Raw genomic sequence first — 24743 nt, 5'->3', positions numbered from 1 at the left:
GAGGTTCGATGAAGCTTGTGCTCGCTTTCATTTTCGGCTGCCTGCCCATGCTGGTTGGCGCGCAGGAAAAGTTGCCGCAGGACGTGGCGCGGTTCGTCGAGAACGCCCAGATGTGCGAGCACTTTGCCGGCGAGTGGGATGACAACGACAAGGCGCGCCAGCGCGAGATCATCGCTGCCGTGGACGATGCTTGCGGCCAGGCGCAGCGGCAGTGGAAGCGGCTGTCCGCCAAGTATGCGGGACAGCCGGCGATCAAAAAAGTAATCGACGCGCATGCGAATGATGCGGTCAGGACCTTTCGGAAGTAAGTCCGAACGGTGAAAAGGCCGGGGTCAGACCCCAGGTTTTGTTACCCCTTCTTCCCCTTCGCCTGCTTTTCCCTGAACTTCTGGAACGTCTCGATATGCTCGGCGCGGCGCAGCACGCGCGAGTTCGGGTCGAGCGTGTATGTGGCGCCAGCCGGCAGGGGCAGTTCGCCAAAACCCAGCGACATGGGAACGGTATGGATTTCTTTGCCGATACGCACTTCCACCGGCATCGGAAAGGCGATGTCGGCCGGCGTCTTCCATAGCAGGCGCAAGGTGTCGCCGTCGCGCACGGCGGACAGCTCGGGCAATGCCGCCTGGTACAGATAGATCTGGAAGAACCAGTCGTAATTGCTGCCCGTGACTTTGTTGACGATGGCCATGAATTCCGTCGTGCTGCCATAGCGCGGCTGGAACTGGCCCGGCTGCGGCTGTTCCGTGCCGTAGACGAGCAGGCGCACGGCGCGGAAGAAGGCGTCGTCGCCGATCAGGCCGCGCAAGGTGTGCAGCACCAGCGCCCCTTTCACATAAATATCGCCGCCCGGTCCGCCCTTTTTCAGGTCATACACTTCTTCCTCGCTTTTCGGCTTGCCCGAGACCATGGGCGCCTTGTTGACGATGCCGGCGCGCATTTGCTGCAGCGAAGCAAAATACTCTTGCTCGCCCCGCAGATATTGCATGTACAGCGGTTGCATATACGTGCCGAAGCCTTCGTGCAGCCACATGTCGTCCCAGTTACTGTTGGTTAGCTGGTTGCCGAACCATTCATGGGCAAACTCATGCTGCAGCAATTCATCGTAGCCGTAGCTGGTCTTGGCGAATTTGTTGCCATAGGCATTGATGGTCTGGTGTTCCATGCCCTTGTGCGGGGTTTCGGCGATACCGACTTTTTCATCGCCAAACGGATAGGGGCCGATGACGCTTTCAAAAAAGTTGAGCATGGGCGGCAATTCCGCGAACAGGGCGCCCGCCTTCGCCTCGCTTTCCGGCAGATACCAGAATTGCAGGGGAATGCGGTTGCCGTAGCGGCTCACATACTCGCTCTGCATGCTGCGGTAGGGCGCCACATTGAGGGCGATGCCATAGGTGCTCGGATGCTTGGCGCGCCAGTGCCAGGTGCGCCAGCCATCGGCCTCATCCATGCCGAGCGCGATGCCGTTGCCGGCCGCGACCAGCGGCGCCGGCACGATGATGTGCTGGTCGATCAGCCGGGCCTTGCCCATCGGGTGGTCGATGCACGGCCAGAACAGGTCGCAGCCCTCGCCTTGCACGGCGCTGGCGATCCACGGCGCGCCATCGGCCGTGCTCGACCAGACCATGCCGCCATCCCACGGCGCTTTCACGGCGACGTGCGGCACGCCGTGGTAGACGACGCGGATGGTGGTGCGCGCGCCTGCCGCGAGGGTGGCAGGCAAGGTCATGCTCAGGCGGCCGTCCGGGTTGGCATAGTCTTGCGGCCGCAGCGCCTTGCCGTCGATTTCGATGGTGTCGACAGGCAGGTTGCGGTCCAGGTCCAGCGCGAAACGCGAGATCGGCTGCGTGGCCAGGAAAGTCAGGCGCGCATCGCCGGCAATGCTGCGGCTGGCAGGGTCGATGCGCAGGGTCAGGTCGGCGTGTTCGAACACCACCGCCAATTGTTCCGGCGTGCGTTCGGCGCCTGAATTGAGGGTGTAGGCGGTGGGCGCGCGCGTGGCGCAGGCGCTGAGCAGCAGGCAGGAGAGCAGCAGGGGGATGTGTTTCATGGCAAGCGCGCAAGTGAACGAAACACTGATTGTAGTGTGAAGTGACAACGTTGTCGTTTGGAAATTTCAAGGGGCCGATGGTGCAAGCGTGGCCCCGGTTGAGAAATGTCATGGGCTTCAAACGACGCTGACGTAATCTTGCTGAGCGGCCTTGAAGTGCCGCTAGGAAAGGAAGCGCCATGGACAGCGAACAGCCGGAAGTCGTGGAAAGCAGGGGGATGGTGGCGCCGCCATTGCCTTCCCTGCCGCAATTGATCGCAGCGCTGCCGCCGAAAGGCGCATGCTGGTATTGCGACAAGCCGCTCGATGCCGTGCGCCGTTTCTGCTGCAAGAGCTGTTGCGTGGCGTATGCGGAAGAGGCGCAGTACAACAGCTGAGCGCTAGCGGCGCCGCAGCAGCGCCGCCAGGGCGCCTTCGAAATCGAACTCGTGCGCGGCGGCTGCCACCTCCTGGTAGACGTTGACGCCCAGGCTGGCAGCGAGCAGGCTGGCCGAGTTTTCCAGGATGTCGATGGCCGCGCCGTCGCCTTCGCGCAGGTGGCTGGCCAGGCGTGCCAGCAGCAGCTGGATGGCGGGTGCGGCCGGGTCGGGTGCCACGTCCTGCGCCGCCGTGTGGGTTGCCTCCGGCGTGCCCAGCATGCTGCTGACCGCGCCGAGCAATTGATCCTGCGCCAGTTCCAGCTGCAGCATCTGCTGGGCCAGGTCGGGCGCCTGCGCACGCAGTGCCGATTCCAGGGTTTCCGACAGGCTGTGCACGTGGCGCGCGCCGATCATGCCGGCGGCGCCTTTCAGGGTATGCGCCTTCAGGCGAGCGGAAGCGTAGTTGCCCGCGTCGAATTCGGCGCGGATCTGGCACGGCGTGGTGCCGTGGTCGTGCAGGAAGCGGCGCAGGATTTTCAGGTACAGGATGCGGTCGCCCATGATGCGGCCCAGTCCGTTCTCGACATCGAGAATACGGACCATGTCGGATGCCGCAACGGCGGCATCATCATCGCAAGTGGCGTGTGGTTTCAGCATGCTGTGCAGAGCGCCCCAAAACTTGTCAATTGCCGTAAAGCAGGAACAGCTATTCTACATCCAGTCATCCTCGACGCCGCGCCCGCTTGGCCGCCAGCGACATCGCTAGCGCGTCGTGAATGACCAGCTGTGCGTGACGTCCGCGCCATTGACTTTGCCGATGAAACTCACGTCATAGCTGGTGTTCGCGTTCAAGGTCGCCAGCGGGATGATGGACGCGGCCGAGACCGGCGTATGCACATCGTTGCCGCTGGTGAGCAGGCGTACCGCCAGGTCCGTGGCGGCACCGCGCTGGCGCACGCTGAATGCCGTCACGCTGACGGGCGTGCCGTAGTTGGCATGCACGCTGATCGGGTAGCCGACCACGTCCTGGTTCGGCACGGGATCTGGCGATTCGTTATCGCTGGAAAAACTGACGGCCACCTTCTGCTGTCCGCTGACAGGATAGGTGACGATCTGTCCCGCCGCCAGCCCGGGGCCATAGTTGCGATTGCCGGCCATGTCGGTGGTGAAATAGGCATAGCCGGAGCTGCTGACGGCCGCGCCCGCGCCACCTTCCTTGAACAGCGGCTCGAAAATGACGAAGCGGTGATAGATGGCCGTGACCAACTCTTCGGCCAGGTAAAAGCCGGACGTGTTGCCCGCGCCGGCGATGACTTCGCCCTGCAGCGACGTGACGACGTAGCCGGCCTTGGCCAGGCGGTCGCCCAGCTTGACGCCCGTAAAGCCGGGCTTGCCCTGCACCTGCTCGTGCGCCACCGTACTGTTGAGATTGAGATAGCTGGAATGGCCCAGCGCCGCGCTGTCGATCAGGCTGTTGCGCACCATAGGCGACAGGCCGATCTGGCTGCGCCGGTAGTTGAACCAGTTAAAGCCATCGGTGGCAATATTGTTGCTGAGGACGGGAGCGCCCGGCTCCTGTGTCAGCTGTCCGGCCGGGGTCGAGGTGCTCAGCGACGTATTGCTGCCGCTATCGCCGCCGCCGCAGGCGCTCAGCAGTGCTGCACTCAGCAGGGCGGGTATCCAGTATTTCCAACGCAGTGACGAGGCAATCAAGTTGGCTCCTGTATAGGTAGGCGGACAGCGGTGGGGCCAGCGTGCTGTCCTGTAAAACGATTCTAAGGTATTTTGATACCGCGTAGCGCATCCATGAAAAGATATGTCGTGCTCGTGCGCGGACGGTGCCGCAGCTGCGCAGGGTAGAATGAGCGTAACGCAGCGTTTGCCGCTGCATCGCCTTACTTCCGATTTTTTGATTGCCCATACATTTGAACACATTGCCCAAGTCGCGCCTGCAGCGCGCCAAATACGCCTTGCCCAGCATGGTGACTTTGCTTTCGATAGCATGCGGTTTTGCCAGCATCGTCATTTCCGTCGATAACGCCGCCGTGGGCGACGCGGATGCCTACCGCTTGGCGGCGGCGCTGCTGGTGCTGGCCGGCGTGTTCGATGCGCTCGACGGCTATGTCGCGCGCCTGACGAACACCAGTTCGCAGTTCGGCGTGCAGCTCGATTCCATCGCCGACGTGATGAATTTCGGCTGCGCCCCGGCCGTCCTGTTGTACTGCTACGGCTTCGTGCAGATGGGCGTGCACGATCCGCTGCTGCTGCGCTTTGGCGGCATGGCCAGCTTCTTCTTTGTCGCGTGCGGTGCGATGCGCCTGGCGCGCTTCAATGTGAACGTGGGGCGCACGGACCCCCTGTATTTCGTCGGCATGCCGATCACGGCCGGGGCCGCTTGCGTGGCGGCCGTCGTGGTGGCCTGGCCGGCGCCCATCGATTCCATGCTGCACAGCTATCTGCTGATGCTGCTGCTCGTCGGCGTGGGCAGCCTGATGGTGTCGACTTTGCGTTTCCCCAGCTCCAAGCAAAAGAAAAGCCTGGCCGCGCTGCTGGTGCTGATCTTGGCCATCGCCCTGCTCGTGTGGCTGAAGACCAGCTTCTTCGCGCTGTTCTTCGCCGTCTACATCGGCGCCACCCTGCTGCTCAACCTGGCGTGGTACCTGGGCTGGCGCGGCATTGCGCTTCCCCAGGTTTTCAACGATCCGGATGAAATTGACTAAGCCACCTCGTGCCCGCGTGCGGCGCGCAGGATGGCGAACCAGTCGCTGCGGCTGAGTGTAAACTGCGTGCCTTCCACGGCCACGCCGACGGCTTCGATGCGGCCCGTGCCCGTCAGCGGCAGGGGACGGCAAGGCAGTTGCATGATCCACGCAAACACCACGCTGGCAAACGGACGCTGCAGCTGGTCGGCGATCTGCTTGATCACATTGCGCAAGTTCTCCACATTCGCGTCGCCGCCCTGGAACAGCCGGCCGCCCGCCAGCGGCGACCAGATCATCGGCGCCACGCCCACGTCCTGCAAGCCGTCGAAGGTTTCATCGAACAGGGGCGCCACGTGCAGCGGCGAAAATTCCACCTGGTTCGTTACCAGCGGGAAGCGCCGGTGCAGGCACTCGAACTGGTGGCGGCTGAAGTTCGACACGCCAAAGTGCAGCACCTTGCCCGCCGCTTTCAATTGCGTGAAGGCGCCGGCGATCTCGTCGAAATCCATCAGCGGGTCGGGACGGTGGATCAGCAGCAAGTCCAGGCGGTCCGTGTGCAGCTGGCGCAGGGTGTGTTCCACGGAACTGGTAATGTGCGCCGCGCTCGTGTCGTAATGCTGGATGGCATGGCCGGGACGGTGCGGCGACAGCAGCTTGATGCCGCACTTGCTGACCAGCTCCATCTTGTCACGCAAGCCCGGCTGCAGGGCCAGCGCTTCGCCAAATAGCCCTTCGGCGCTGTAATCGCCATAGATGTCGGCATGGTCGAAACTTGACACACCCAGCGCCAGGCATTGTTCGATGAAAGCCAGGCGCTGCTGCGCCGACATATTCCACTCGCCGATGCGCCACATGCCGGCAACGATACGCGACAGTTCGGGACCGTTGCTGCTCAAACGGCTGCGCGGCGCTTGCAGGCTGGCGGGAAACACATGGCTCATGGGCTGGCTTTCTGATGGTGGAGATGAAGGTGACGCCACGATTATAGCCAGCTACGCTACAGCATGCTGTGGAGAAATCGGCGGCGAGACAGACGAAAAAAATGCCCGCAACATCTGCGGGCATTTTTTATGGGGAACGCTAACTGCTTATTTCATCCACAGGCGCATCGAATCCCAGGCGCGGCCGAAGATCGTTGCCTGGTTGATGGTTTCCAGTGCCACGACAGGCAGTTCCAGCAGGACCTTGTCGTCGACCATCATTTTCAGCTTGCCGACAGGGGCGTTTTCAGCCAATGGCGCGACCAGCGGGTCCTTGCGTTCCAGCACAGGTTTCATCTTGGCAGCCGTGCCTTTTGGTACGGTGACGAGCACATCGCGGGCGAAACCGATTTTCACGGTGCCTTTCGAGCCCTTCCACACTTCCGGCGTGGCCACTGCCTGGCCCTTCGAGTACAGTTTGACCGTATCGAAGTTCTGGAAGCCCCAGTTCAGCAGCTTCTGGCTTTCCTGCGTGCGGGCCTGGTCCGACGAGGTGCCCAGCACCACGGAGATCAAACGGCGCTCGCCCGTGCCGCCTGGGCGGCGGGCCGAGGCGATCATGCAATAGCCGGCCGCTTCCGTGTGGCCCGTTTTCATGCCATCGACGGTAGGGTCCAGCCACAACAGGCGGTTGCGGTTAGGCTGGGTAATCTTGTTGTACGTAAAGCTCTTGATGGAATCGATTTTGTAGAATTCCGGGTAGTCGGCGATCACGCGCTTGGCCAGCACGGACAGGTCTTGCGCCGTGGAATAGTTATCGGGGCTAGGCAAGCCATGCGGATTGGCAAAACGCGTGTTTTTCAGACCCATGCGCTGGGCTTCGCGGTTCATCAGCACGACGAACGTGCCTTCATCGCCGGCAACGGCTTCCGCCAGCGCCACGGCGGCGTCGTTACCTGATTGAATCATCAGGCCGTGCAGCAAGTCGTCGATCGAGACAGGGGTAGCGGGGTCGATGAACATCTTCGAGCTGCTCGAATCGACTTTCCATGCGCGCACGGACACGTTGACTTTTTGGTCCAGCGCCAGTTTCTTTTCGCGGATGGCGGCAAACGTCAGGTAAGCCGTCATGATCTTGGTCAACGAGGCCGGCTCGATGCGCGCGTCCGGATCTTGCGAAGCAATGATCTGGCCACTGGTGGCGTCAAGCAACAGCCAGGACTTGGCGGCGATGGTCGGGGCTGGAACGCTCTGGGCGTAGGCGGCGGAAAAGAAAAATACACTGGAGGCCAGTGCCGCTAAAAGTTTTTTCATGGAGGCTGGTCTGCGAGAAAAAGATGAAGGCTGAGGGCCATGCTGTTGGTGCTTGCATGGCCGCGTGGAAAAAACGGATCAATTATAGCCGTGGAGGCGCTAGTAAGCCCACACTTCAATGATCATCTGCTGCGATTGTGGGTTTGTCACCATGCCACAGGGCAATCACGAGGTTCTTGATGTGATTGAGCTTGCGGTGGAAAAAGTGGTCGGCGCCGGGGATCACGATCACGGGAATGTCTTGTGGACGGGCCCAGTCGAAGACGGCGGACAGGGGGATCGTGTCGTCGAGTTCGCCGTGGATCAAGATGGTGTCGGCGGGAATGTCGGCCATGGCCCACTTGCCGGCCGCGCTGCCGATCAGCGCCAGGCGCTCGACGGGCGTGCCGGCGGCGGCCAGGCGTTCCTGCAGTTTCGATTGCACGAAGGTGCCGAACGAGAAACCGGAAAGTGCCACGGGCAAGCCCGGGTACAGGCCGCGCATGTGTTCATACAGCAACTGCATGTCGTCCGTTTCGCCCACGCCATGGTCGTGCACGCCTTCGGAAGCACCGACGCCGCGGAAGTTGATGCGCGCCACCACGTAACCGAGCGCGACAAACGCGCGCGCCAGGGTTTGCGTGACCTTGTTGTCCATCGTGCCGCCGTACAGCGGATGCGGATGGGCAACGAGGGCGATGCCGCGGGGAGTGTCTGCCGGGAAATCGAGCAAGCCTTCCATGCTGCCTGCATGGCCGGCGAGGGTAAATTTTTCCGAGTTTCTGTTCATGATGCTCATACTGGTGGCGTAGGCTTAATTTGAAGTTAAAACGTTGAAATTAAATATGCGGCTCAGATTTTCAGGCGTTCGACGATCTTGCCGCCCACCAGGTGCGTATCGATGATTTCATCGATATCGCTGGTGTCGACGTAGGTGTACCAGGTCGCTTCCGGGTAGATCACCAGCAGCGGGCCTTCTTCGCAGCGGTCCATGCAGCCGGCCTGGTTGATGCGGATCTTGCCCGCGCCGTTCATGTCGAGTTCCTTGATGCGGCGCTTGCAATGCTTTTGTGCCGCTTCCGCGCCATGGTCGCCGCAGCTGTTGCGGCCGTCTTCACGTTTGTTCATGCAGAAAAAAACGTGGCGTTCAAAATACGGTGCGTCGCTCATACTATGCTCCTGCGGAATCATCAATGCGCCATGATAACGCTTATGGGTGGTCTTCGCGACGCTGGCGCTGCACATCTTCCTGCCGGTTCAGGCGGTGCGAGGGCAGGCACAGGAACCACAGGGCCATGAAGGGCCACAGCAAGGCCAAAAATTGCGCCGCGCCATTGAAGTTGAGGAACTTGCCTTGAAACCAGCCTTGCAAGGTTGACATGAAATATGGGTTGATCGGCGTCGTATTCACCATTACCAGGCTCAGCAGCAAGGTGGCGGCCGCGATGCGGCGCTGCGCCACGTGCGGCGCGAACGCCAGGCCGCCCAGCATGATCAGCCCAATCAAAAAGCCGCCCTGGGCGCCCGGCGTGATCCAGACGAAGGCGTTTTCCGGTGAAAACAGCAGCGCGCTGGCCATCGAGCGCACGATCAAGGCAGCGGCGATCAGGGCCAGCATCAAGATGGTGCGCGGCGCGGCGCGGCGCAGCAGGCACAACAGGGTCAGTACGGCGCCCGTCATGCCGCAAGCCGTGATGATGGTTTCCGAAAGCCAATATTGTTCGACCGTCAAGACGACATCGGGACGCAGATACGCGGCCAGATCGATATCGACGCCCGCCAGCTGCGACAGCCAGTCCGACAGGATGGGCAGCAGCTGGCCCAGGCCGAACAGATAGCCTTGCGGATAGATTTGCGCCAGCGGCCACAAGGCCACGAGCACCAGGCCCTGGCTGGCGTGCTGGGCAAACCAGCGCTGGCGCAAGCGGAACAGATGGCTATGGTCGAGCAGCTTGCGCGCCGTCAGGGCGCCGATGATGGAACCGATGCAGCAGCCGGCCGCATTCGTATAAAAGTCCAGGTTCGACGAGACGCGGCTGGGCAAATAGGTTTGCACGGCTTCCATGCTGCCGGAAATTAACATGCCGCACAGGCTGGCGACGATGACGGCAAAGAAACCCGTGATCCTTGGAAACAGTGAATACACGATCAGCGCGCCCAGCGGAATGTAGCCGACGACGTTGATGCCCACGTCAAAGCCCGTCCAGTAGCGGGGCATGCGCGTGTTTTCCAGGAACGTCAGCGGCGACAAACCATTGCTGTGCCAGCCCGTGAACGGGAACCAGCTCGCGTACACGATCAGGAAGACGTAGGCGAGCAGGGTCGCGCGCGACACGGGCGAGGAACGGACGGGCGGCAGCGGCGCTGGCGGGCTGGCGGGGGATGCGGGGTCGGTCATTCTTTCGTGATATTCAGCGTGCCCAGCCAAGTGAGCAGGTCGGCGGCGATGGCGTCCGAGGCCGCCGCCAGCGCCTGCGCGCCCCCTTGCGCATCGGCGCTGCCGGCCGGTCCGCTGCGGCTGAAGGTTTTCTGGTCGATCAGGCGGTGGCCGCGAAACAGCGAGGCGCGCAGCGACACGTGGCCGCTGCTCTGCGTCTGCGTATCGAAGTTTTGCGAAAAATCATCGACGTCGATGCGCAGCAGGGGCATGCCGGCGGCCGCGTCCGTGGTCGACAGCACTTTCACGCCGCTTTGCGCCACACGGGTTTTCAGGCGCTGGCTCAGCAGTTGCAGCGGCGGCGTGTTCCAGCGGTTGTAGGCGTACGGACGCGATTGCTGCGCATCGGCGTACAGCAAGCGGTAATACATGCGCTGGCTGTCGAGCCAGGATGGACCGTTGGCGTCGGCGATTACCAGCACGGGCACGGCTGGCGCGGCTGCTTGCGCGTCTGCCAGCGGTGCGGCCGGGCCGAAATCATAGAAAGTGGGGACGGGGCCGCGGCTGGCGCAGCCGCCCAGCAGGAATGCGGCGGCCAGGATGAGTGCGCTGAGATTGCGTGGGGTAGGCATGCGGTGTTCTCCTTATTTGCCCGGTGCCGAAAAACCGGGCTCGCCCGGGCCGGGCGGGATGTCTGGGGCGCCGAACAAGATGCTCTGCGGCTGTTCATTGAGCGTGCTCATGGTGGTTTTCAGGGCGCGCATCGAGGAACGCGCTTCGCCGCTCAGCTCGATTACTTGCGGCAAGACTTCCAGCGACACGCCATTGGCCACCGTTTCCACCGAGCTGCCGACCCGGTCGACCGTGCCATTGACCTTGTCGAGCACGCCGCCTGGCGCCTGGATGTCGTTGCCCAGTTTTTTCCACGTGGCCGTCAAGTCCGATACGTTCTTGCTGGCCGTGCTGACAGCCGTCAGGGTTTGGCGCGTCTGTTCCGTCAGTTGCGGTAATTGCGTCAGGGTCGGTTCGAGTTGCTGCGGAATGGCGCCAAAGGCCTTGGCTGCCTTGCCCACTTCCGTGAAGGCGCCCAGCATGGCCGCCTGATTGTCGGGGCTGAGCAGGTTGTTGACCTTGTTGGTGATCTGTTCGGCCTGGTCGAGGATGCGCTTGCCCCGCTTTTCCAGCTGGTCGAGCAAGCCGGCGCGCAGGGGGATCAGCGATGGCTTGTCCTTGCTGGTGCCCAGCAGCTTGGAGCCGACATGTTCATCATCGAGCTGGATGTAGGCGATGCCTGTCACGCCCTGGTAGCCGAGGGTGGCAAACGTGGTATTGGTAACGGGGGTGTCGGGCGCCACGCTGATGTGTACGAGAATTTGCCCCGCCTTTTGCGTGTCGAAGTCGATGGCGTCGACCTTGCCCACTTCCAGGCCCCGGTAGCGCACGGTCGCCTGCGGGTTCAGGCCCGGCACGGACAGGGTGGTGGCCAGCAGATACGGCACCCGTTCCACGCGGTCGCGGTTGAACCAGACGCCGAACAGGATGGCGGCCACCAGCAAGGTCAGTGTAAAAAATCCCGTCATCAGGGCATGTGATCTGTTTTCCATTACTTCTCCGCTTTCGTGTCTGTGCCGGCGTCGTCGCCTGGCTGCGCCGCATTGCCCGCCGCCGCCTGTTTCTCATCGAGGACGGCCAGCGCGCGCTTGCCGCGGTCGCCGAGGAAAAATTGCTTGATGAACGGGTGGTCGACTTCGATCACCTCGCGCGTGGGGCCGATGGCGATCACGTGTTTTTCCGCCAGCACGGCGATGCGCGTGGACAGGGCGAACAAGGTGTCGAGGTCATGCGTGACCATCACCACCGTCAAGCCCAGCTCGCGGTGCAGCGACTGGATCAGGGCGACGAAACTTTCCGACAGGTCCGGGTCCAGGCCCGCCGTCGGTTCATCGAGGAACAGCAGCTTCGGCTCCAGCGCCAGGGCGCGCGCCAGTGCCACGCGCTTGATCATGCCGCCCGACAAGTCCGACGGCATCTTGAGCGCATGTTCCGGGCCCAGGCCCACCATATTCATCTTCAATAATACCGCGTCGTGCACCAGCGCTTCGGGCAGCACGCGCAATTCGCGCATCGGCTGGGCCACATTGTCGAACACGGTCAGTGCCGAATACAGGGCGCCTTGCTGGAACAGCATGCCCCAGTGGTTGCGCAACTGTTGCAGCTGGTCGGAACTTGCCTTATTAATATCTTCGCCAAAGACTTTGACGCAGCCGCGCGCCGGATGTTCCAGGCCCAGCATCTGGCGCAGCAGCACCGTCTTGCCTGTACCGGAGCCGCCCACGATGGACAGGATCTCTCCCCGTTCGATTTCCAGGTTCAAGTCCTGATGCACGACGGTGCGGCCGAACTTGGTCCACAGATTGGTGATGTCCACCACGGGCGCGCTGCCATGCAGGTTGAACTGGCCGTCCTTGCCGGTGCCGCAGGCGATATTGGTGTCGTCCGCCATCAGTAGCCCACTCCATTGAAGACGATGGCGAACACGGCGTCGGCCAGGATCACGACGGTGATGGCCGTGACGACGGCGGTGGTGGTGCCGCGCCCCAGGCTTTCCGTGTTGGCCTTGATGCGCAGGCCGAAGTGGCACGAGACAAGGGCGATCAGCATGCCGAAAATCACGCCCTTGCCCAGGCCGATCATGTAGTTGGCCAGCGGCACGGCGTCCGGCAGCTTCTGTATAAAATAGCGCGCCGACAGATTCAGTTCCACCTTGGCCGCCACCATGCCGCCGATCAGCGCGGCCGTGTCCGTCCAGATGACGAGCAGGGGCATGGAAATGGCCAGGGCCAGCACTTTCGGCATGATCAGGCGGAAACCGTGGGAAATGCCCATCACCAGCATGGCGTCGAGTTCTTCCGTGACGCGCATGACGCCCAGCTGGGCCGTGATGGATGAACCGGAGCGCCCGGCCACGAGGATGGCGGCCAAGAGCGGCCCCAGTTCGCGGATGACGCTCATGCCCAGCAGGTTGACCAGGTAGATGTCGCCGCCAAACGCGCGCAGCTGCTGCGCGGACAGGTAGGACAGCACGACGCCGATCAGAAAGCCGACGAGGGCCGTGATGCCCAGCGCCTGGAAGCCCGCATGGAAGATATTGGCGGAAATTTCACGCCATGGCCCGCGCATCGGATGGCGCGCGAAACGGCCGATATCCTGCGTTACCTGGCCGACCAAGGCAATAAAGCCCTTCAAATGTTCGAAAAACAGCAGGATGGCCATGCCCAGTTTCATCACGGGCGTGAGGCGGTTGGCGCGCGAGGGCGGCGTCGTCAGCGGCCCCGTTTCTTCGATGCGCCGGAAAAACTCTTCCTGCGATGGCGCCAGGGTCAGCTGCGCGGGACGCTGCTTGCCCCAGGCATTCCAGAACAGCTGGGCACCGATATGGTCCATGCTGTCGATGGCCGACAGGTCCCATTGCGCCTTGGCATCGCCCTGCAAGGGCTTGAGCTGGGCGTCGATGGACTTGATGGCATTGTCATGCGCCAGCGCGTGCACCTGCCAGGTGCCGCTGGCAGTGACAAGGGCTCCCTGTTGGGAGCTGGTCTGGGAGAGGGTCAGTTTCGGCGATTGTACAGTCGGCATCGTGCCAGTTTAAGGGAGAATGGCGCAGACCGCCACCGCTGTTCAATCGCCGGCCCCTCAGGACGCCAGGTGGCGCGCCTGCCGCTGCGGCAGGGCGACGTCCGGGCGCACCTTGGCGCCGCCAGTACTCACTTCGGCTGGCTTGGCATGAGAGCTGGCTTGCGCGCCGCCCGCATAGTCGCTGGCCACGAGGGCGTTGGCCTCCAGCGCGCTCATGCCGCGCGTCTGCAGCCATTGCGCCACCAGCTTGGCCAGGCGCTCCATGGCGATGCGGTGGGTGGCGTCCGTATGGGCATACAGCCAGTTCGAAAAATCCATGAAGTTTTCAAATGGCGCGTCACCGAGCATCCATTGCACCGTATTGGCGAAGCGGCCCGAGTTGGCGACCAGGTCCCAGTAGCGGGCAAAGCGCACGAGGCGCTGCATGCTCATGAAATCGAGCTGCTTGTTCGCCAGGATGGTGTAAGGCGGGTGCGGATCGAACACCATGCCATAGTTTTCCGTATGGCGAATGATGGGTGTGCCGCGCAGCCGCTTCAATATGCCGAACTGGATTTCATGCGGTTTCAAGGCCACCAGCTTGTTGAAGCCGGCCGCGAAGCTTGCTTCATCCTCGCCCGGCAAGCCGGCGATCAAGTCCACGTGCAGGTGGGCGTTCGATTCCTCGCACAGCCAGCGGATGTTGTCGGCCGCCTTTTGATTGTCCTGCTTGCGGCTGACCAGCGATTGCACGTCCGGATTGAAGCTCTGGATGCCGATCTCGAACTGCAGCGCGCCTGGCGGGAATTTGCTGATGCCTTCTTTCAAGGCGTCAGGCAAGTGGTCTGGCACCAGTTCGAAGTGGGCGTAGATCGGGTCGTCCGGATTCGCTTCGATCTTGTCGAGAAAGAACTGCATGATCTTCAAACTGGTCTTGATGTTCAGATTGAACGTGCGGTCGACGAACTTGAACAGGCGCGCGCCGCGCGCATGCAGGGACTCCATCTCGGCCAGGAAGTTCTCGAGCGCGAAGGGCCAGGCCGTCTTGTCCAGTGCCGACAGGCAGAATTCGCACTTGAACGGACAGCCGCGCGACGCTTCCACGTAAATCGTGCGGTGGCGGATATCGTCGTCTGTATACAAGGAGTAGGGCAGTTGCAGTTCCGCCAGCGGCGCTTGCACGCCCGCGTGGATCTTCATCAGCGGCTTCGGCCCGTTGAGGATCTCGCCGCACAGCTTGGGGAAGGTGACGTCGCCCCAGCCCGTAATCAGGTAGTCGGCCAGCTTGACGATCTCTTGCTCGCCCGCCTCATGCGACACTTCCGGCCCGCCCAGCACGATGATGACCTCGGGCGCCACGCGCTTGAGCATGGCCACCAGTTTTGTCGTTTCCTCGACGTTCCATATATACACGCCAAAACCGATGATGCGCGGTTTGTTGATGAGGATGCGTTCGACCAGTTCCGTGGTTTTCGTGCCGATGACGAATTCCTGCAGCCGCGTCTGTGCTTGCAACGGCCCCATATTGGCCAGCAGATAGCGCAATCCCAGCGAGGCGTGGGTGTAGCGGGCGTTCAGGGTGGAGAGCAGGATGGTCATGGGAGGCGATGAAAACGGCGAAACCGCTATTTTACGCTGTCGCATCATCTGTGCGCTGCGGCAACAAATGCCATGTTACCATTTGTCAATAATTACTAACTTGTCAATGCTACGGCAGGCTAAAAGGATACAAGGTGCTGGCGAAAAAAGTACTCAATAAAAAAGTCCTGCTCGGGACGCTGGCCGGCGTGGCCGTGGTAGCGGCCGCACTGGTCGGCTATCGGGTTTTTGGCTGGGGCGCGATGGGGCCGGTCAATGGCCTGAAGCTCGATTTATCCCGGCCCGACGCGCTGGTCCGCACGAAAAGCCTGTCGGCCTTGCCGCGCGACTTGCTGACGGTGCCGCTGGCGCGCGACGTGTTGCGTGAGGATTTCCTGTTCTATTACGAGCAAAGCGAAGACCGGCTGGGGCTCAAGGGCAGCTTGCGCCGCATCGCTTACGAGCATGAGCTGGGCTGGGGTGACCAGCTGCTGCGCATGGTGCTGGACCAGCCGGCGGAAGTAGCCTTGTGGCGCGACGCCGACGGCTCGCTCAAGCATTTCGCCATCGCCGTGTCGCGCAGCCAGCTCACGCGCCTGCTGGAAGAAGCGGGCAAGATCGCCCTGAAGGATACGCAGATGCGCGTGGCCGGCAGCTTGGGCGTCGATGGCGGCCAGGTGCCCGTGTATGCGCTGAACTACGCTTACCAGCGCACCTTGCTGTTTGCCGCGCATGGCCAACGCCTGGTCATCCTGTCTCATCCCGGCATGCTGTATGGCGGCAGCGACGGCAAGCATGGCGATGGCACGGCCGAGAAAACCGTGGCCAGCCTGCTGGCGCCGGAAGCTGCCAAGCAAAAGGTCTTTCATGCACAGTTCCATCTCGACGGCGCCGCGCCCGAGGGCCACAGCATCGCCGTCAAGGCGGACTTCCTGTCCTTCGGCTACCAGCCTTTCTTTGGCGCGTTAGAGGCGCTGCGCTTCGATTTTCAACAGGGCGCCTGGCAATCGAAGGTGCTGCTCAATGCCGATAAACTGAAAAACGGCGGCTACGACAGCAGCGCCCTGTGGCCGCAGCTGCCGCACAACCCGAGCGCCTGTTTCAGCGTGCCGGTCGACTGGACCGCGCTGCAGCCCGTGCTCAAACGCCTGGGCAGCAAGACCTCCGCGCCGGTGGCGCCGCTGGCCGGGCACTTGCAAGGCCCGGCCGCCGCGTGCTGGTATGGCAGTTCGCGGCTGCATACACCGGTTTTTGTCGCCACGCGCAGTGCGCAGGCCGGTGATGACGCTCTGTATGGCAGCTTGTTCGAGGCGGCCATCGGCGGCAAGGACCCCGTGCGCAAAACGACAGGTAAAGATGGCGCCACGCGTTGGGAACGCAGTGTCGCTACGGCCCTGGGCCAGTCCACGCCGGCGCTGGCCGTGGCCGGCAATACCGTTGTCTTTTCCACCGACGGCAAGCTGGTGGACCAGGTGCTGGCCGTGCGCCGCAAGCAGGCGCCGGCCGCCAGCGACCTGCTACCCGATGGCGCGCGCACCATCGGCCTGATCGCGCCGGCGTCGCTGGCCCGGCTGATCGAGCTGGAAGCCTTCGATACCCTGCCGGCGAATAACGAACCGGTCTTGCGCGCGGCCGCCAACGAACATCTGGTGCCGCGCCTGAACGCCTTGAAAAAATATCCACCGCTGCGCATGGTGCTCAAGCGGCAGCCAGCCAGCGGCACGTCATGGGAAACGCTGGAATGGCAAGAGGCCGCGCGATGACGCTGTGGCATGGGCGGCATGGACGCCGTGCCGCCTTGCGCTGGCTGGCGGCTTGCGCCGCCACCGTGGCAATGCCCGCCTGGGCCTTGCGCGCGGCTGCCGAGCCGCAAGTGCAGCTGTCGCAAGCCCAGAGCCGCGCCTTCCAGGCCTGGATGCTGCGCATCGTCAACGCGCAGATCGAGCGTGGCCCGTCGCCGCGCTGGACGCACCGCGATTGCGCCGGCCTGGTGCGCTTTGCCGTCAATGAGGCGCTCACCGTGCATGACGCGAAGTGGCTGCATGCGAACGGCATCGCCAGCAACCGGCGCCTGCCGCCCGAGCTGGAACTGAGCGCGGCTCAGGCCGCCTTGCGCAACCGCTGGGTGCAGACAGGCGGCAATGTCGGCCACTTCGTCACGGCGCTGGCGCTGGTGCAGCACAACAGCCGTTTCATCGCCCGCGAAATCAGCCAGGCGCTGCCCGGCGACCTGCTGTTTTTCGACCAGGGAGACGAACAGCATTTGATGGTCTGGATGGGAGCGCGCATCGCCTACCACACCGGCACCGTCACCCCCGACGACAATGGTCTGCGGACCGTCGATATCAAAGAACTCACGAGCTGGAAGGACACGCGGTGGCAACCTGTGGTCAACAATCCCAATTTCGCCGGGGTGTTCCGGCTGGCATTTTTATCATGAAGCCGATTTTTTTCATGAAGCTGCTATTCATGGGCTTTCTGGCGCTGCTCATGCTGGGCAGCGCCTCCGCGCAGCAGCGCGAGCCGAGCAACTACAGCACCTTCAAGGGTGAACCGTTCTTCCTGCTGTCAGACGCCAGTTACGGCAGTCTTGATGAAGCGCGCGTGCGCCTCGAGGTGCCGGGCCGCGACATGGGACGCATGAATCTGGAAGCGTATTCGGGTGCCGACATCGTCGTCTACCGCGTGCCCGAACCGATGGAATTCCTGAAAAAGCAGCGCAATCTGCACCGCATCCAGGTCGAGGGCAATTACCAGGGCGAAGGCCTGGCCAACACCTTGAGTTTTCTGTGGGATAGCTGGTGGAAGCAGTCGCGCCTGGCCTGGCGCAAGCTGTTTTCCGGCGAGGCACGCCTCGCGGTCACGAAAGAACAGCCGCAACTGGCGACCAACGACGCGATCCGCCGGCGCACCGTGTTCGCCAACCATCCGCAGTACAAGCCGATCAAGGGCATGGAACTGGTCGACAGCTTCCGCTATCCGATCTGGCAAGCCAAGGCCATCGCGCCGCCGAAAGGCGTCAAGCTCGATGGCTCCAGCAGCGACTTCATCGTCGCCGGCGCCGGCAACGTGATGATCCCGCTGGGCAAACGCAAGCCGGGCCTGTACCTGATCGAAGCGATCATCGGCGAGCACCGCGCCACCACTTTGGTATTCGTGTCGGACACGGTGGCCGTCACCAAGGTGTCGTCCGGCCAGATGCTCGTATGGACGGCGCGGCGCGACAACAGCGCCGCCGTGGCGGGCGCCAATGTGGCGTGGACCGACGGCACCGGCGTGCTGCAGTCGGCCACCACGGGCTTTGATGGCGTCGCCTCGCTCGAACGCGGCAGCCCCGAACACACGTATGTGCTGGGCCAGGACCGCGCCGGCGGCGTGTTCGTGTCCGAGAATTTTTACTATGACAGCGAGATCTATAACACCAAGATCTATGCCGTGACGGACCGGCCTCTGTACCGGCCCGGCGATGAAGTCAACGTCAAGTTTTTGGGCCGCGAATTTACCTCCGCGCGCAACTCGCAGGCAGCAAGCGCGGCGCCGATCAGCCTGACGGTGCTCAATCCGAATGGCACGCCGCTGCTGACGCAAACGCTGCAGCTGTCTGGCGAGACGGGCGCCGACACGCGCTTCCGCTTGCCCACGGAAGCGACCGCCGGCGGCTATGAACTGCGTTTCAATTACAAGGATGGCGTGTATGGCGCGGCCTTCCGCGTGGCTGAATACGTCAAGCCGCACTTTGAAATCAACGTCCAGCCTTCGAAGCCGGAATTCAAGACGGGCGAGGCCGTCAAGGGCAGCATCGCGCTGCGCTACCCTGATGGCAAACCCGTGAAAAACGCGAAGATGACCTTGTCCTTGCGCGGCCAGCAAAACACCATGGTCGAAGGCGAGTTGCGTTACAGCGGCCTGTTTCCCGTGGCCCTGAAGACGGAGGAAGTGACGAGCGACGGCAGCGGCAATGTGGACTTCAGCTTGCCGCCCGCCGCCGATCCGTCGCGCTACATCTTGACCGTGCTGGCGACCGATGGCGCGGCCTACCGCGTCAAGGCGACGCGCGAGCTGATGATAGAACGCTCGAGCAGCAGCTACCAGCTGAAGGCCACGCGCCAGTTTTCCGATCCTGGCCAGGCCGTGCATTTCGATCTGGTGGCCGATGGCCAGGGCGCGGCCAAACCCGTGCGCTGGGAGATGGTGCAGCTGGAAAAACAGAGCAAGACCGACGGCGCGTTCGATCCAAATGCCAAGGGCTGGGACGTGACGTTCCCCGCCTCCGGCTCGTATCAGCTGGCGCTGCGCGACGAACGCGGCAACCTGCTGGCCGCCGCCAGCCACTGGGTCGCCGGCGATGGCGTGCAAACGACGCCGGGCAGCATCGAGATCGTGCTGGACCGCGCCCGCTATCGTCCGGGCGACACGGCCGAAGCCTTGATCACGTTCTCCGACAAGGTCGACCAGGCGCTGTTGACGCTCGAGCGCGACAAGGTGGAACACCATGGTTTGATGGCCGGAACCGCTGACTGGTACCAGGCGAAGCGCGTGGCGCCGCGCCAGTGGAGGGTGCGTATCCCGGTAAAAGAAGAGCATGGCCCGAACATGACGTTCTCGGTGGCGTACACGCGCAATGGCGACTTTGTCTTCGAGAACGCGGGCCTGCAAGTGATCGAGCCGCGCATCGCGCTGCAATTCAAGAGCGACAAGGAGGTCTACCAGCCGGGCGACAAAGTCACGCTGGACGTCAAGGCGACCCTGGACGGCAAGCCCTTGAGCACCATGGTGGCGCTGGGTGTGGTCGATGAAATGATCTACGTGCTGCAGCCGGAAATCGCGCCGGACATCGGTGACTTCTTCTACCATCCGCGCCGCAACAACGTGCGCACGACGGCCAGCCTGTCCTTCATCAGCTACGACATGGCGCAGGGCCGCACGGCCGGCGCGCCCGCGCGACACAACTACAACGAGCGTGGCGTGAAGGTGCTCGAACGTCCGCGCCGCGACAATATCGACACCGCCTACTGGGCGCCCTCGCTGAAGACCGACGTGAATGGCAACGCGCGCGTGAGTTTTACCATGCCCGACGCGCTGACCCGCTGGAGGATCACGGGGCGCGCGATGGATGAACAGGGGCGCGTGGGCCAGCGCACGGCCTATCTGCGTTCCGATAAAAACTTCTATGCCAAGTGGACGGCGCCCGACTGGATGCGCGCCGGCGATGCGCCGCGTGCCTCGGTGGCGGTATTCAACCAGACGGGCAAGGAGCAGGCGCTCGACGTCGTGCTTTCCGGCGGGGCGCAGCCGAAGATGGAAAAGATGTCCGCCAAACCGGGTGTCAATTACGTCGAATTCCCGCTGGCGACAGGTAGCGGGCCGCTGCGCCTGGAGCTGAAACAGAATGGCAAAGTGCTCGACGCATTGGACACGGCCATGCAAACCTTGCCCGCCGCCTGGAGCAGCCCGCGCTCCTTGGTGCTGCCGCTCGATGGCGCCACCGGTGATATTCCGCTCAAGCTGCCGGCGGACGCGCGCAATATCCGCGTTTCGTTCGCGCAAGGAGCCGCCAGCCAGTTCGCGCGCATTGCCGACGACCTGATCGACTATCCGTATGGCTGCGTCGAGCAGACGGCCAGCCGTTTGATTCCGCTGGCGCTGGCCACGCAAAGCCTGGGGCCGGACGCCGGCGCGGCAAGCGAGCGCCTGCAAACACTGCTCACGGCGCAGCGTTTGCGCCTGGTCTCCATGGCCGGCCCGAACGCCGCCTTCGGCTGGTGGGGCAACGCCACGGCCGGCAATGCCTTGATGACGGCCTATGCCTATTACGCCGACTGGTACGCGGCGCGCGCGCTGCGCATCGAGCTGCCGCCCGAGCACTGGAATAAACTGCTGGCCGTCTACAGCGAACATGGCTTGAAGGACGCGATGGGCGACCGTGCGCTGGTGTTGTGGATGGCGCGCGAGATGGGCTTGCCCACGCAGACCCTGGCGGCCGGCCTGGTGGACGACAGCGCGATTGCCGTCCTGGGCGGCAAGCCGCGCCAGGCTGGCGACACGAGCAGCCTGTTGCTGGGCGGAGCTTCTGACCGTGAGGCGCAAGCGATGGGCCTTGGCCTGGTGGCGCTGGTCGCCGCCCAGAATGGCATCGCCCTGCCGCATGGGCTGCAGCTGCAGGTGGCCAGCTCGTGGCAGGTGCTGCGCGAGTCCAAAGCGCCGGTGGCGCAGGCCTTGCTGATGCTGGCCGGCGAAGTGCCGGCTACCCAGGCCGACGCGGTGCTGGCCAGTGTGCGCGCCGAAATGCCGACACTGGACCGCGCGATGACCTTGATGTGGGTGCAAAAGAAGCTGGGCGGCGTATCGTTTGGCAAGGGGCCCGCCGTTGCACTGGACGGCGCCTGGCAAAAACGCGACAGCCGCAGTGGCCAGCCGGTCTGGCGCTGGAGCGACACCAAGAGTATTCCCGATAAATTGCGTCTCGCCGCACCGGCGCCGGCCGGCACGGTGGCTGTGCTGCAGTACGACAGCCACGCCGCCGAAGCGCAAACCTTGCCGGTTGCCGTCGAGCGCCGCATCCTGCACATGAAGGCGGGCAAGGGCGGTTACACGACGGAGCTGGTCAAGCCGGGCGAAGCGCTCAGTACGGACGCGCTGTACCTCGATGAAATCACCTTGAAAGCGGGGCCAGGTGCGAAGCACCGTTTTGGCTTGCTGGAAGTGGCGCTGCCGCCCGGCGCCATGGTCGAATCGACTACTTGGGGCATGGTCATGGCGGGCGACAAGCCGGCCGCGCTGGAACGCGCGCGCCACACGGAGCGCCGCGACGGCTACGCCGTGCCGATCGAGCCTTTGACCGGCGAGGTGACGGTGCGTCATTTGCTGCGCTTTGCGCAGAAGGGTAGTTACGTGCTGCCGCCGGCGCGCTTTTACCGCATGTACCAGCCGGAGCAGAAAGCCTTCGAAGGCGGCGGCAAGACCACGCGCGCGCTGAAGGTCGAGTGATGGGCCTTGTACGTCCTGCTTTGATGGCTGCTTTGCTGCTGGCGAAGCCCGCTTTTTCGGCCTCGCTGGATGTGGCCTGGTGGCGTGACGGCAAGATGGAAGTGCACCAGTTGCGCCAGGGTGGCACGGCGCCGCCGCCGTTTGACGGCGCTCGGCAAGTACCGCTGGCCAGCTTGTGGAAGTTGTTCGTGTATGTATATGCGAGCGATAACAAGGTGGCGATGCCGGACTACCGCTGCGGCGGCCGTGATCCGGAAGAAGTGTATTGCTGCGATGCGGGCCAGAGCATCGGCCACGACGCGGCGCTAGCGCAATCGTGCGGTCCATTTTTCTCGCCCAAGCGCCTGATGATCGCGCCGGCTTCATGGCGTCAGTACTGGACCGGACGTCTGGGCGCGGCGCCCGCAGGGGATTTTTCCTGGCTGTCCGACCCTGCGCAACTTGCGCCGGCGCGCACGGTGCGCCTTGATAGCCTGCTGCGCGCGCTGGACAGAATCCCGGCTGCCAGCCGTGTGGACGCCGAAGCGGCGCTGCTGCGCGTGGTGCTCGATGGACGCGGCGCTGGCACTGCCCGCTGGTTCGGCAGCCAGCTGCGCGTCAAAACGTATTCCTGGCACGAACAGCGCCGGACGGACGAACGTATCGGCGGCGCGGCCGGCTGGCTGGCCGACGGCACGCCGATCTGGTTTGGTGGCGCGGGCGGCAGCAGCAATGTCTTCGAGCAGTGGGCGCCCAGGCTGGCCGCCAGCTTGCCGCCGGTAGGCGCGGCCGACGATGGCGGTTGCGTGGTGGTCGATTATTTCAAGCGCTATCCTATCCGCACCGTGCGCGGCGAACGTGGCGTGGCCGTACCTGGCCCTCTCAATGGCCGCTATCATGTGCAATTCGACAATGGCCAGAATCTGGCCTTGCGCAGTACCGGTGAGCTGATGCTGCTGCAAGAGAAGGGCGGCCGTCCGCAATTGCGTGGCCGCTTCGGCGTCAATGAATATGTGGCGCGCGTGCTTGACCGCGAAGCGAACGCCAACGAGCCGGAAGCGGCCAAGGCGCTGGCGATTGCCGCGCGCACGTATCTGCAGCAGAACGCGGTGACGGTGGCGGGCTGCCAGCAGATCGCCGATAGCAGCGCGACCCAGCGTGTCAGTCCCAGCCCCGCCACGCCAGCGGCGCTGGCCATTGCGCGCTGGACCGACCAGCTGATTGTCGATGGCGTCACCGTGCGCTATCACAGCAACCAGGCGTCCGAGGGCACGATGGCGTGGAGCGAGGCGGTACGCCAGGCCAGACAGGGCAAGCACTATGATGAATTGCTGGCGGCGGCCTATCCCGGCGGCGCCCTGAGCACCTTCGGCAATACGGGCGCGCGTTGCCGGCGCCTGGCGCAGAACGAGGATTGGCTGGCGCGCTCCGTGCCGCGCTGGCAGCGCGCGCTGCTGCGCGAGGCCGGTTATGAAGCGCCGCCGCAAGCGCCGCTGGTCTGCGCCTTGCAGAGCGGCGCGCCATATTCGGAGCAGTCGCGCAACCGCATTTATATGCGGCCGCTGGCCACGCGCGAAGACCGCATCACCCTGGCCCATGAATATTTACACCTTGGCCTGCGCAATCATCCGCGTGGCCAGGACGAAGAATATGTCGAGCGGCTGGCACGCCGGCTCGTCGACCTTAACCTGGAGGCCCTGTGAGTTTTTATATCCGTTGCGCGATTCCGCTAATGCTATTGCCATTATGGGCGCAGGCCCAGGTCACCATCGACGCACCGAAGAGCGGCTGGCGCAATTCGGCCGGTGCGCGCGAGGACTATACGCAAGCGGTCAATTACCCCGCCGCGTCGGTCAACCTGCAGCCAGGCCAGGCTGAAACGGCGCAGATACGGGGCCGTATCGCGGGCGCCGTCAAGGGCAAGCCCGCTACCCTGGTGGTCAACGGCGTGGCGATGCCGATGGAAGTGGGCGAGGATGGCAGCTATGGCCGCCCGTATGGCTTCGGCAGCGGCTCGAACAGCGTGGAAGTGCGCTCGCCCGATGGTCGGAGCCGCGCGCGCACCCAGTTTGTCGACAGCTACCAGGGCAAGACCCAGGCGCGCCTGCGCATCGTGCTCTCGTGGGACAGTGCCGGCACCGACCTCGATCTGCATGTGGTCACGCCGGACGGCGGCCACGCCTGGTACGGCAACCGCGTATTAAAAGATGGCGGTGCGCTGGACGTGGACGTGACGACCGGCTATGGCCCGGAAATCTTTTCCAGCGCGGCGCCCGTGAAGGGCAACTATCACGCCTATGTCAATTACTACGGCAGCGGCGAAAACACCGCCATGCTGACTGTCGCGCGCATATCGATCATCACCAACGAAGGCACGCCGCGCGAAAAGCTGCAGAGCTTTCAGGTGCCGATGCGGGCGGCGGGTGAGCTGACCCTGGTGAAATCGTTTGTCTTGCCATAAATGTCTCTTGCGCCGCCGTGGCGCCTTGGCTATAATTCGCCCCCTCGCTGAACGACGCATGCAAATGCTGAATGAGACGAGAAAAAAAGAAGGTTGACGAAATGCTGCAAACGCTTCGTACTCTTCCTTCTTCGCAACTGACAAACACAACGCTTTGTCGATAGCGCGAAAGCAGTACCGAATACAGTTCTTTAACAATTAACAGTCGATAAGTGTGGGCATTTGATGTAAGTGCAGCGCTGCGCAAGCAGCGTAAAACTTAAAATATCAAATGTTCACAAGAAATAATGAAATAGGATACTTCTTCGGAAGTAGCCTGTCAGTTTTTTGAGTGAGCGACCCGTCAGCAATGACGGTGCCAATAAAATGGCAAAGTAACAGAGATTAAACTGAAGAGTTTGATCCTGGCTCAGATTGAACGCTGG

The 24743-nt window shown here is 63.1% G+C and carries 21 protein-coding genes; 8 read left to right on the top strand and 13 right to left on the bottom strand.

The features are described 5' to 3' along the window. Positions 1 to 8: 8 nt before the first annotated feature. Positions 9 to 308 carry a hypothetical protein gene (locus KO538_RS18790; protein WP_219329295.1) on the top strand — a complete coding sequence of 100 codons (300 nt, stop codon included), beginning with the start codon at positions 9 to 11 and terminating at the stop codon, positions 306 to 308. Positions 309 to 349: 41 nt separating this feature from the next. Here KO538_RS18790 and KO538_RS18785 read toward each other — a convergent pair whose 3' ends face one another. Further along, positions 350 to 2047: a M1 family metallopeptidase gene (locus KO538_RS18785; RefSeq protein WP_219329294.1), complete on the bottom strand. Its 1698-nt coding sequence runs from the start codon at positions 2045 to 2047 to the stop codon at positions 350 to 352. A gap of 179 nt (positions 2048 to 2226) precedes the next feature. On the opposite strand from KO538_RS18785, the gene KO538_RS18780 reads away from it, so the two are divergent. Continuing rightward, positions 2227 to 2424: a hypothetical protein gene (locus KO538_RS18780; RefSeq protein ID WP_034754322.1), complete on the top strand. Its 198-nt coding sequence runs from the start codon at positions 2227 to 2229 to the stop codon at positions 2422 to 2424. 3 nt (positions 2425 to 2427) lie between these two features. Here KO538_RS18780 and KO538_RS18775 read toward each other — a convergent pair whose 3' ends face one another. Both KO538_RS18775 and KO538_RS18770 read right to left on the bottom strand, forming a co-directional pair. After that, the gene (locus KO538_RS18775) at positions 2428 to 3063 is read right to left on the bottom strand and encodes an Hpt domain-containing protein (protein ID WP_034754319.1); all 636 of its coding nucleotides are present in this window, start codon (positions 3061 to 3063) and stop codon (positions 2428 to 2430) included. Between the two features lie 105 nt (positions 3064 to 3168). Next, positions 3169 to 4119 carry a CAP domain-containing protein gene (locus KO538_RS18770; protein ID WP_257620445.1) on the bottom strand — a complete coding sequence of 317 codons (951 nt, stop codon included), beginning with the start codon at positions 4117 to 4119 and terminating at the stop codon, positions 3169 to 3171. Between the two features lie 266 nt (positions 4120 to 4385). On the opposite strand from KO538_RS18770, the gene pssA reads away from it, so the two are divergent. Continuing rightward, on the top strand, positions 4386 to 5126 hold the full coding sequence (gene pssA / locus KO538_RS18765; protein WP_257620456.1) for a CDP-diacylglycerol--serine O-phosphatidyltransferase: 741 nt from the start codon (positions 4386 to 4388) through the stop codon (positions 5124 to 5126). Here pssA and KO538_RS18760 read toward each other — a convergent pair. The 10 genes from KO538_RS18760 to KO538_RS18715 form a co-directional block, all read right to left on the bottom strand. Then, positions 5123 to 6049, bottom strand: coding sequence for an aldo/keto reductase family oxidoreductase (locus KO538_RS18760; protein WP_034754316.1), 927 nt, complete (start codon positions 6047 to 6049; stop codon positions 5123 to 5125). The two genes, pssA and KO538_RS18760, sit on opposite strands and share 4 nt — an antisense overlap. Before the next feature lie 147 nt (positions 6050 to 6196). Then, complete coding sequence (locus tag KO538_RS18755) at positions 6197 to 7342, bottom strand: D-alanyl-D-alanine carboxypeptidase family protein (protein ID WP_034754313.1); 1146 nt, start codon at positions 7340 to 7342, stop codon at positions 6197 to 6199. Between the two features lie 115 nt (positions 7343 to 7457). After that, positions 7458 to 8111 carry an alpha/beta hydrolase gene (locus KO538_RS18750; RefSeq protein ID WP_219329293.1) on the bottom strand — a complete coding sequence of 218 codons (654 nt, stop codon included), beginning with the start codon at positions 8109 to 8111 and terminating at the stop codon, positions 7458 to 7460. 62 nt (positions 8112 to 8173) lie between these two features. Further along, positions 8174 to 8491: a ferredoxin gene (locus KO538_RS18745; RefSeq protein WP_034781335.1), complete on the bottom strand. Its 318-nt coding sequence runs from the start codon at positions 8489 to 8491 to the stop codon at positions 8174 to 8176. Between the two features lie 40 nt (positions 8492 to 8531). Further along, positions 8532 to 9719, bottom strand: a complete 1188-nt coding sequence (locus tag KO538_RS18740) for a VanZ family protein (protein ID WP_219329292.1) — start codon at positions 9717 to 9719, stop codon at positions 8532 to 8534. Continuing rightward, entirely contained in the window at positions 9716 to 10330 is a 615-nt protein-coding gene (locus KO538_RS18735) for an ABC-type transport auxiliary lipoprotein family protein (RefSeq protein WP_219329291.1), read from the bottom strand. Before KO538_RS18735 ends, KO538_RS18740 begins: the two co-directional genes overlap by 4 nt. 12 nt (positions 10331 to 10342) lie before the next feature. Continuing rightward, positions 10343 to 11302: an MlaD family protein gene (locus KO538_RS18730; RefSeq protein WP_034754305.1), complete on the bottom strand. Its 960-nt coding sequence runs from the start codon at positions 11300 to 11302 to the stop codon at positions 10343 to 10345. Further along, positions 11302 to 12201, bottom strand: a complete 900-nt coding sequence (locus tag KO538_RS18725) for an ABC transporter ATP-binding protein (protein ID WP_219329290.1) — start codon at positions 12199 to 12201, stop codon at positions 11302 to 11304. Before KO538_RS18725 ends, KO538_RS18730 begins: the two co-directional genes overlap by 1 nt. Then, positions 12201 to 13334 carry an ABC transporter permease gene (locus KO538_RS18720; RefSeq protein ID WP_070301984.1) on the bottom strand — a complete coding sequence of 378 codons (1134 nt, stop codon included), beginning with the start codon at positions 13332 to 13334 and terminating at the stop codon, positions 12201 to 12203. The genes KO538_RS18725 and KO538_RS18720 overlap by 1 nt, the downstream gene beginning before the upstream one ends. Positions 13335 to 13391: 57 nt before the next feature. Further along, positions 13392 to 14912, bottom strand: coding sequence for a B12-binding domain-containing radical SAM protein (locus KO538_RS18715; RefSeq protein WP_219329289.1), 1521 nt, complete (start codon positions 14910 to 14912; stop codon positions 13392 to 13394). Between the two features lie 134 nt (positions 14913 to 15046). Here KO538_RS18715 and KO538_RS18710 point away from each other — a divergent pair, with 134 nt between their 5' ends. Genes KO538_RS18710 through KO538_RS18690 form a run of 5 tightly spaced genes read left to right on the top strand, consistent with a single transcriptional unit; the run spans position 15047 to position 24318 of the window. Continuing rightward, entirely contained in the window at positions 15047 to 16654 is a 1608-nt protein-coding gene (locus tag KO538_RS18710; protein ID WP_219329288.1) for a DUF2138 family protein, read from the top strand. Continuing rightward, a complete protein-coding gene (locus KO538_RS18705; RefSeq protein WP_034754292.1) occupies positions 16651 to 17331 on the top strand; it encodes a DUF1175 family protein in 681 nt (226 codons plus the stop codon). The genes KO538_RS18710 and KO538_RS18705 overlap by 4 nt, the downstream gene beginning before the upstream one ends. Then, complete coding sequence (locus KO538_RS18700) at positions 17328 to 21878, top strand: alpha-2-macroglobulin (RefSeq protein WP_257620444.1); 4551 nt, start codon at positions 17328 to 17330, stop codon at positions 21876 to 21878. The genes KO538_RS18705 and KO538_RS18700 overlap by 4 nt, the downstream gene beginning before the upstream one ends. Positions 21879 to 21901: 23 nt before the next feature. After that, a complete protein-coding gene (locus tag KO538_RS18695) occupies positions 21902 to 23560 on the top strand; it encodes a DUF2300 domain-containing protein (protein ID WP_219329287.1) in 1659 nt (552 codons plus the stop codon). Positions 23561 to 23589: 29 nt separating this feature from the next. Next, positions 23590 to 24318, top strand: coding sequence for a YfaP family protein (locus KO538_RS18690; protein ID WP_219329286.1), 729 nt, complete (start codon positions 23590 to 23592; stop codon positions 24316 to 24318). Positions 24319 to 24743: the final 425 nt, after the last annotated feature.

It is taken from the genome of Janthinobacterium sp. NKUCC08_JDC, assembly GCF_019345575.1.
In the GTDB taxonomy this organism is placed as follows: Bacteria; Pseudomonadota; Gammaproteobacteria; order Burkholderiales; family Burkholderiaceae_D; genus Janthinobacterium; species Janthinobacterium aestuarii.
This window is presented reverse-complemented; position numbering and strand designations above follow the sequence as displayed.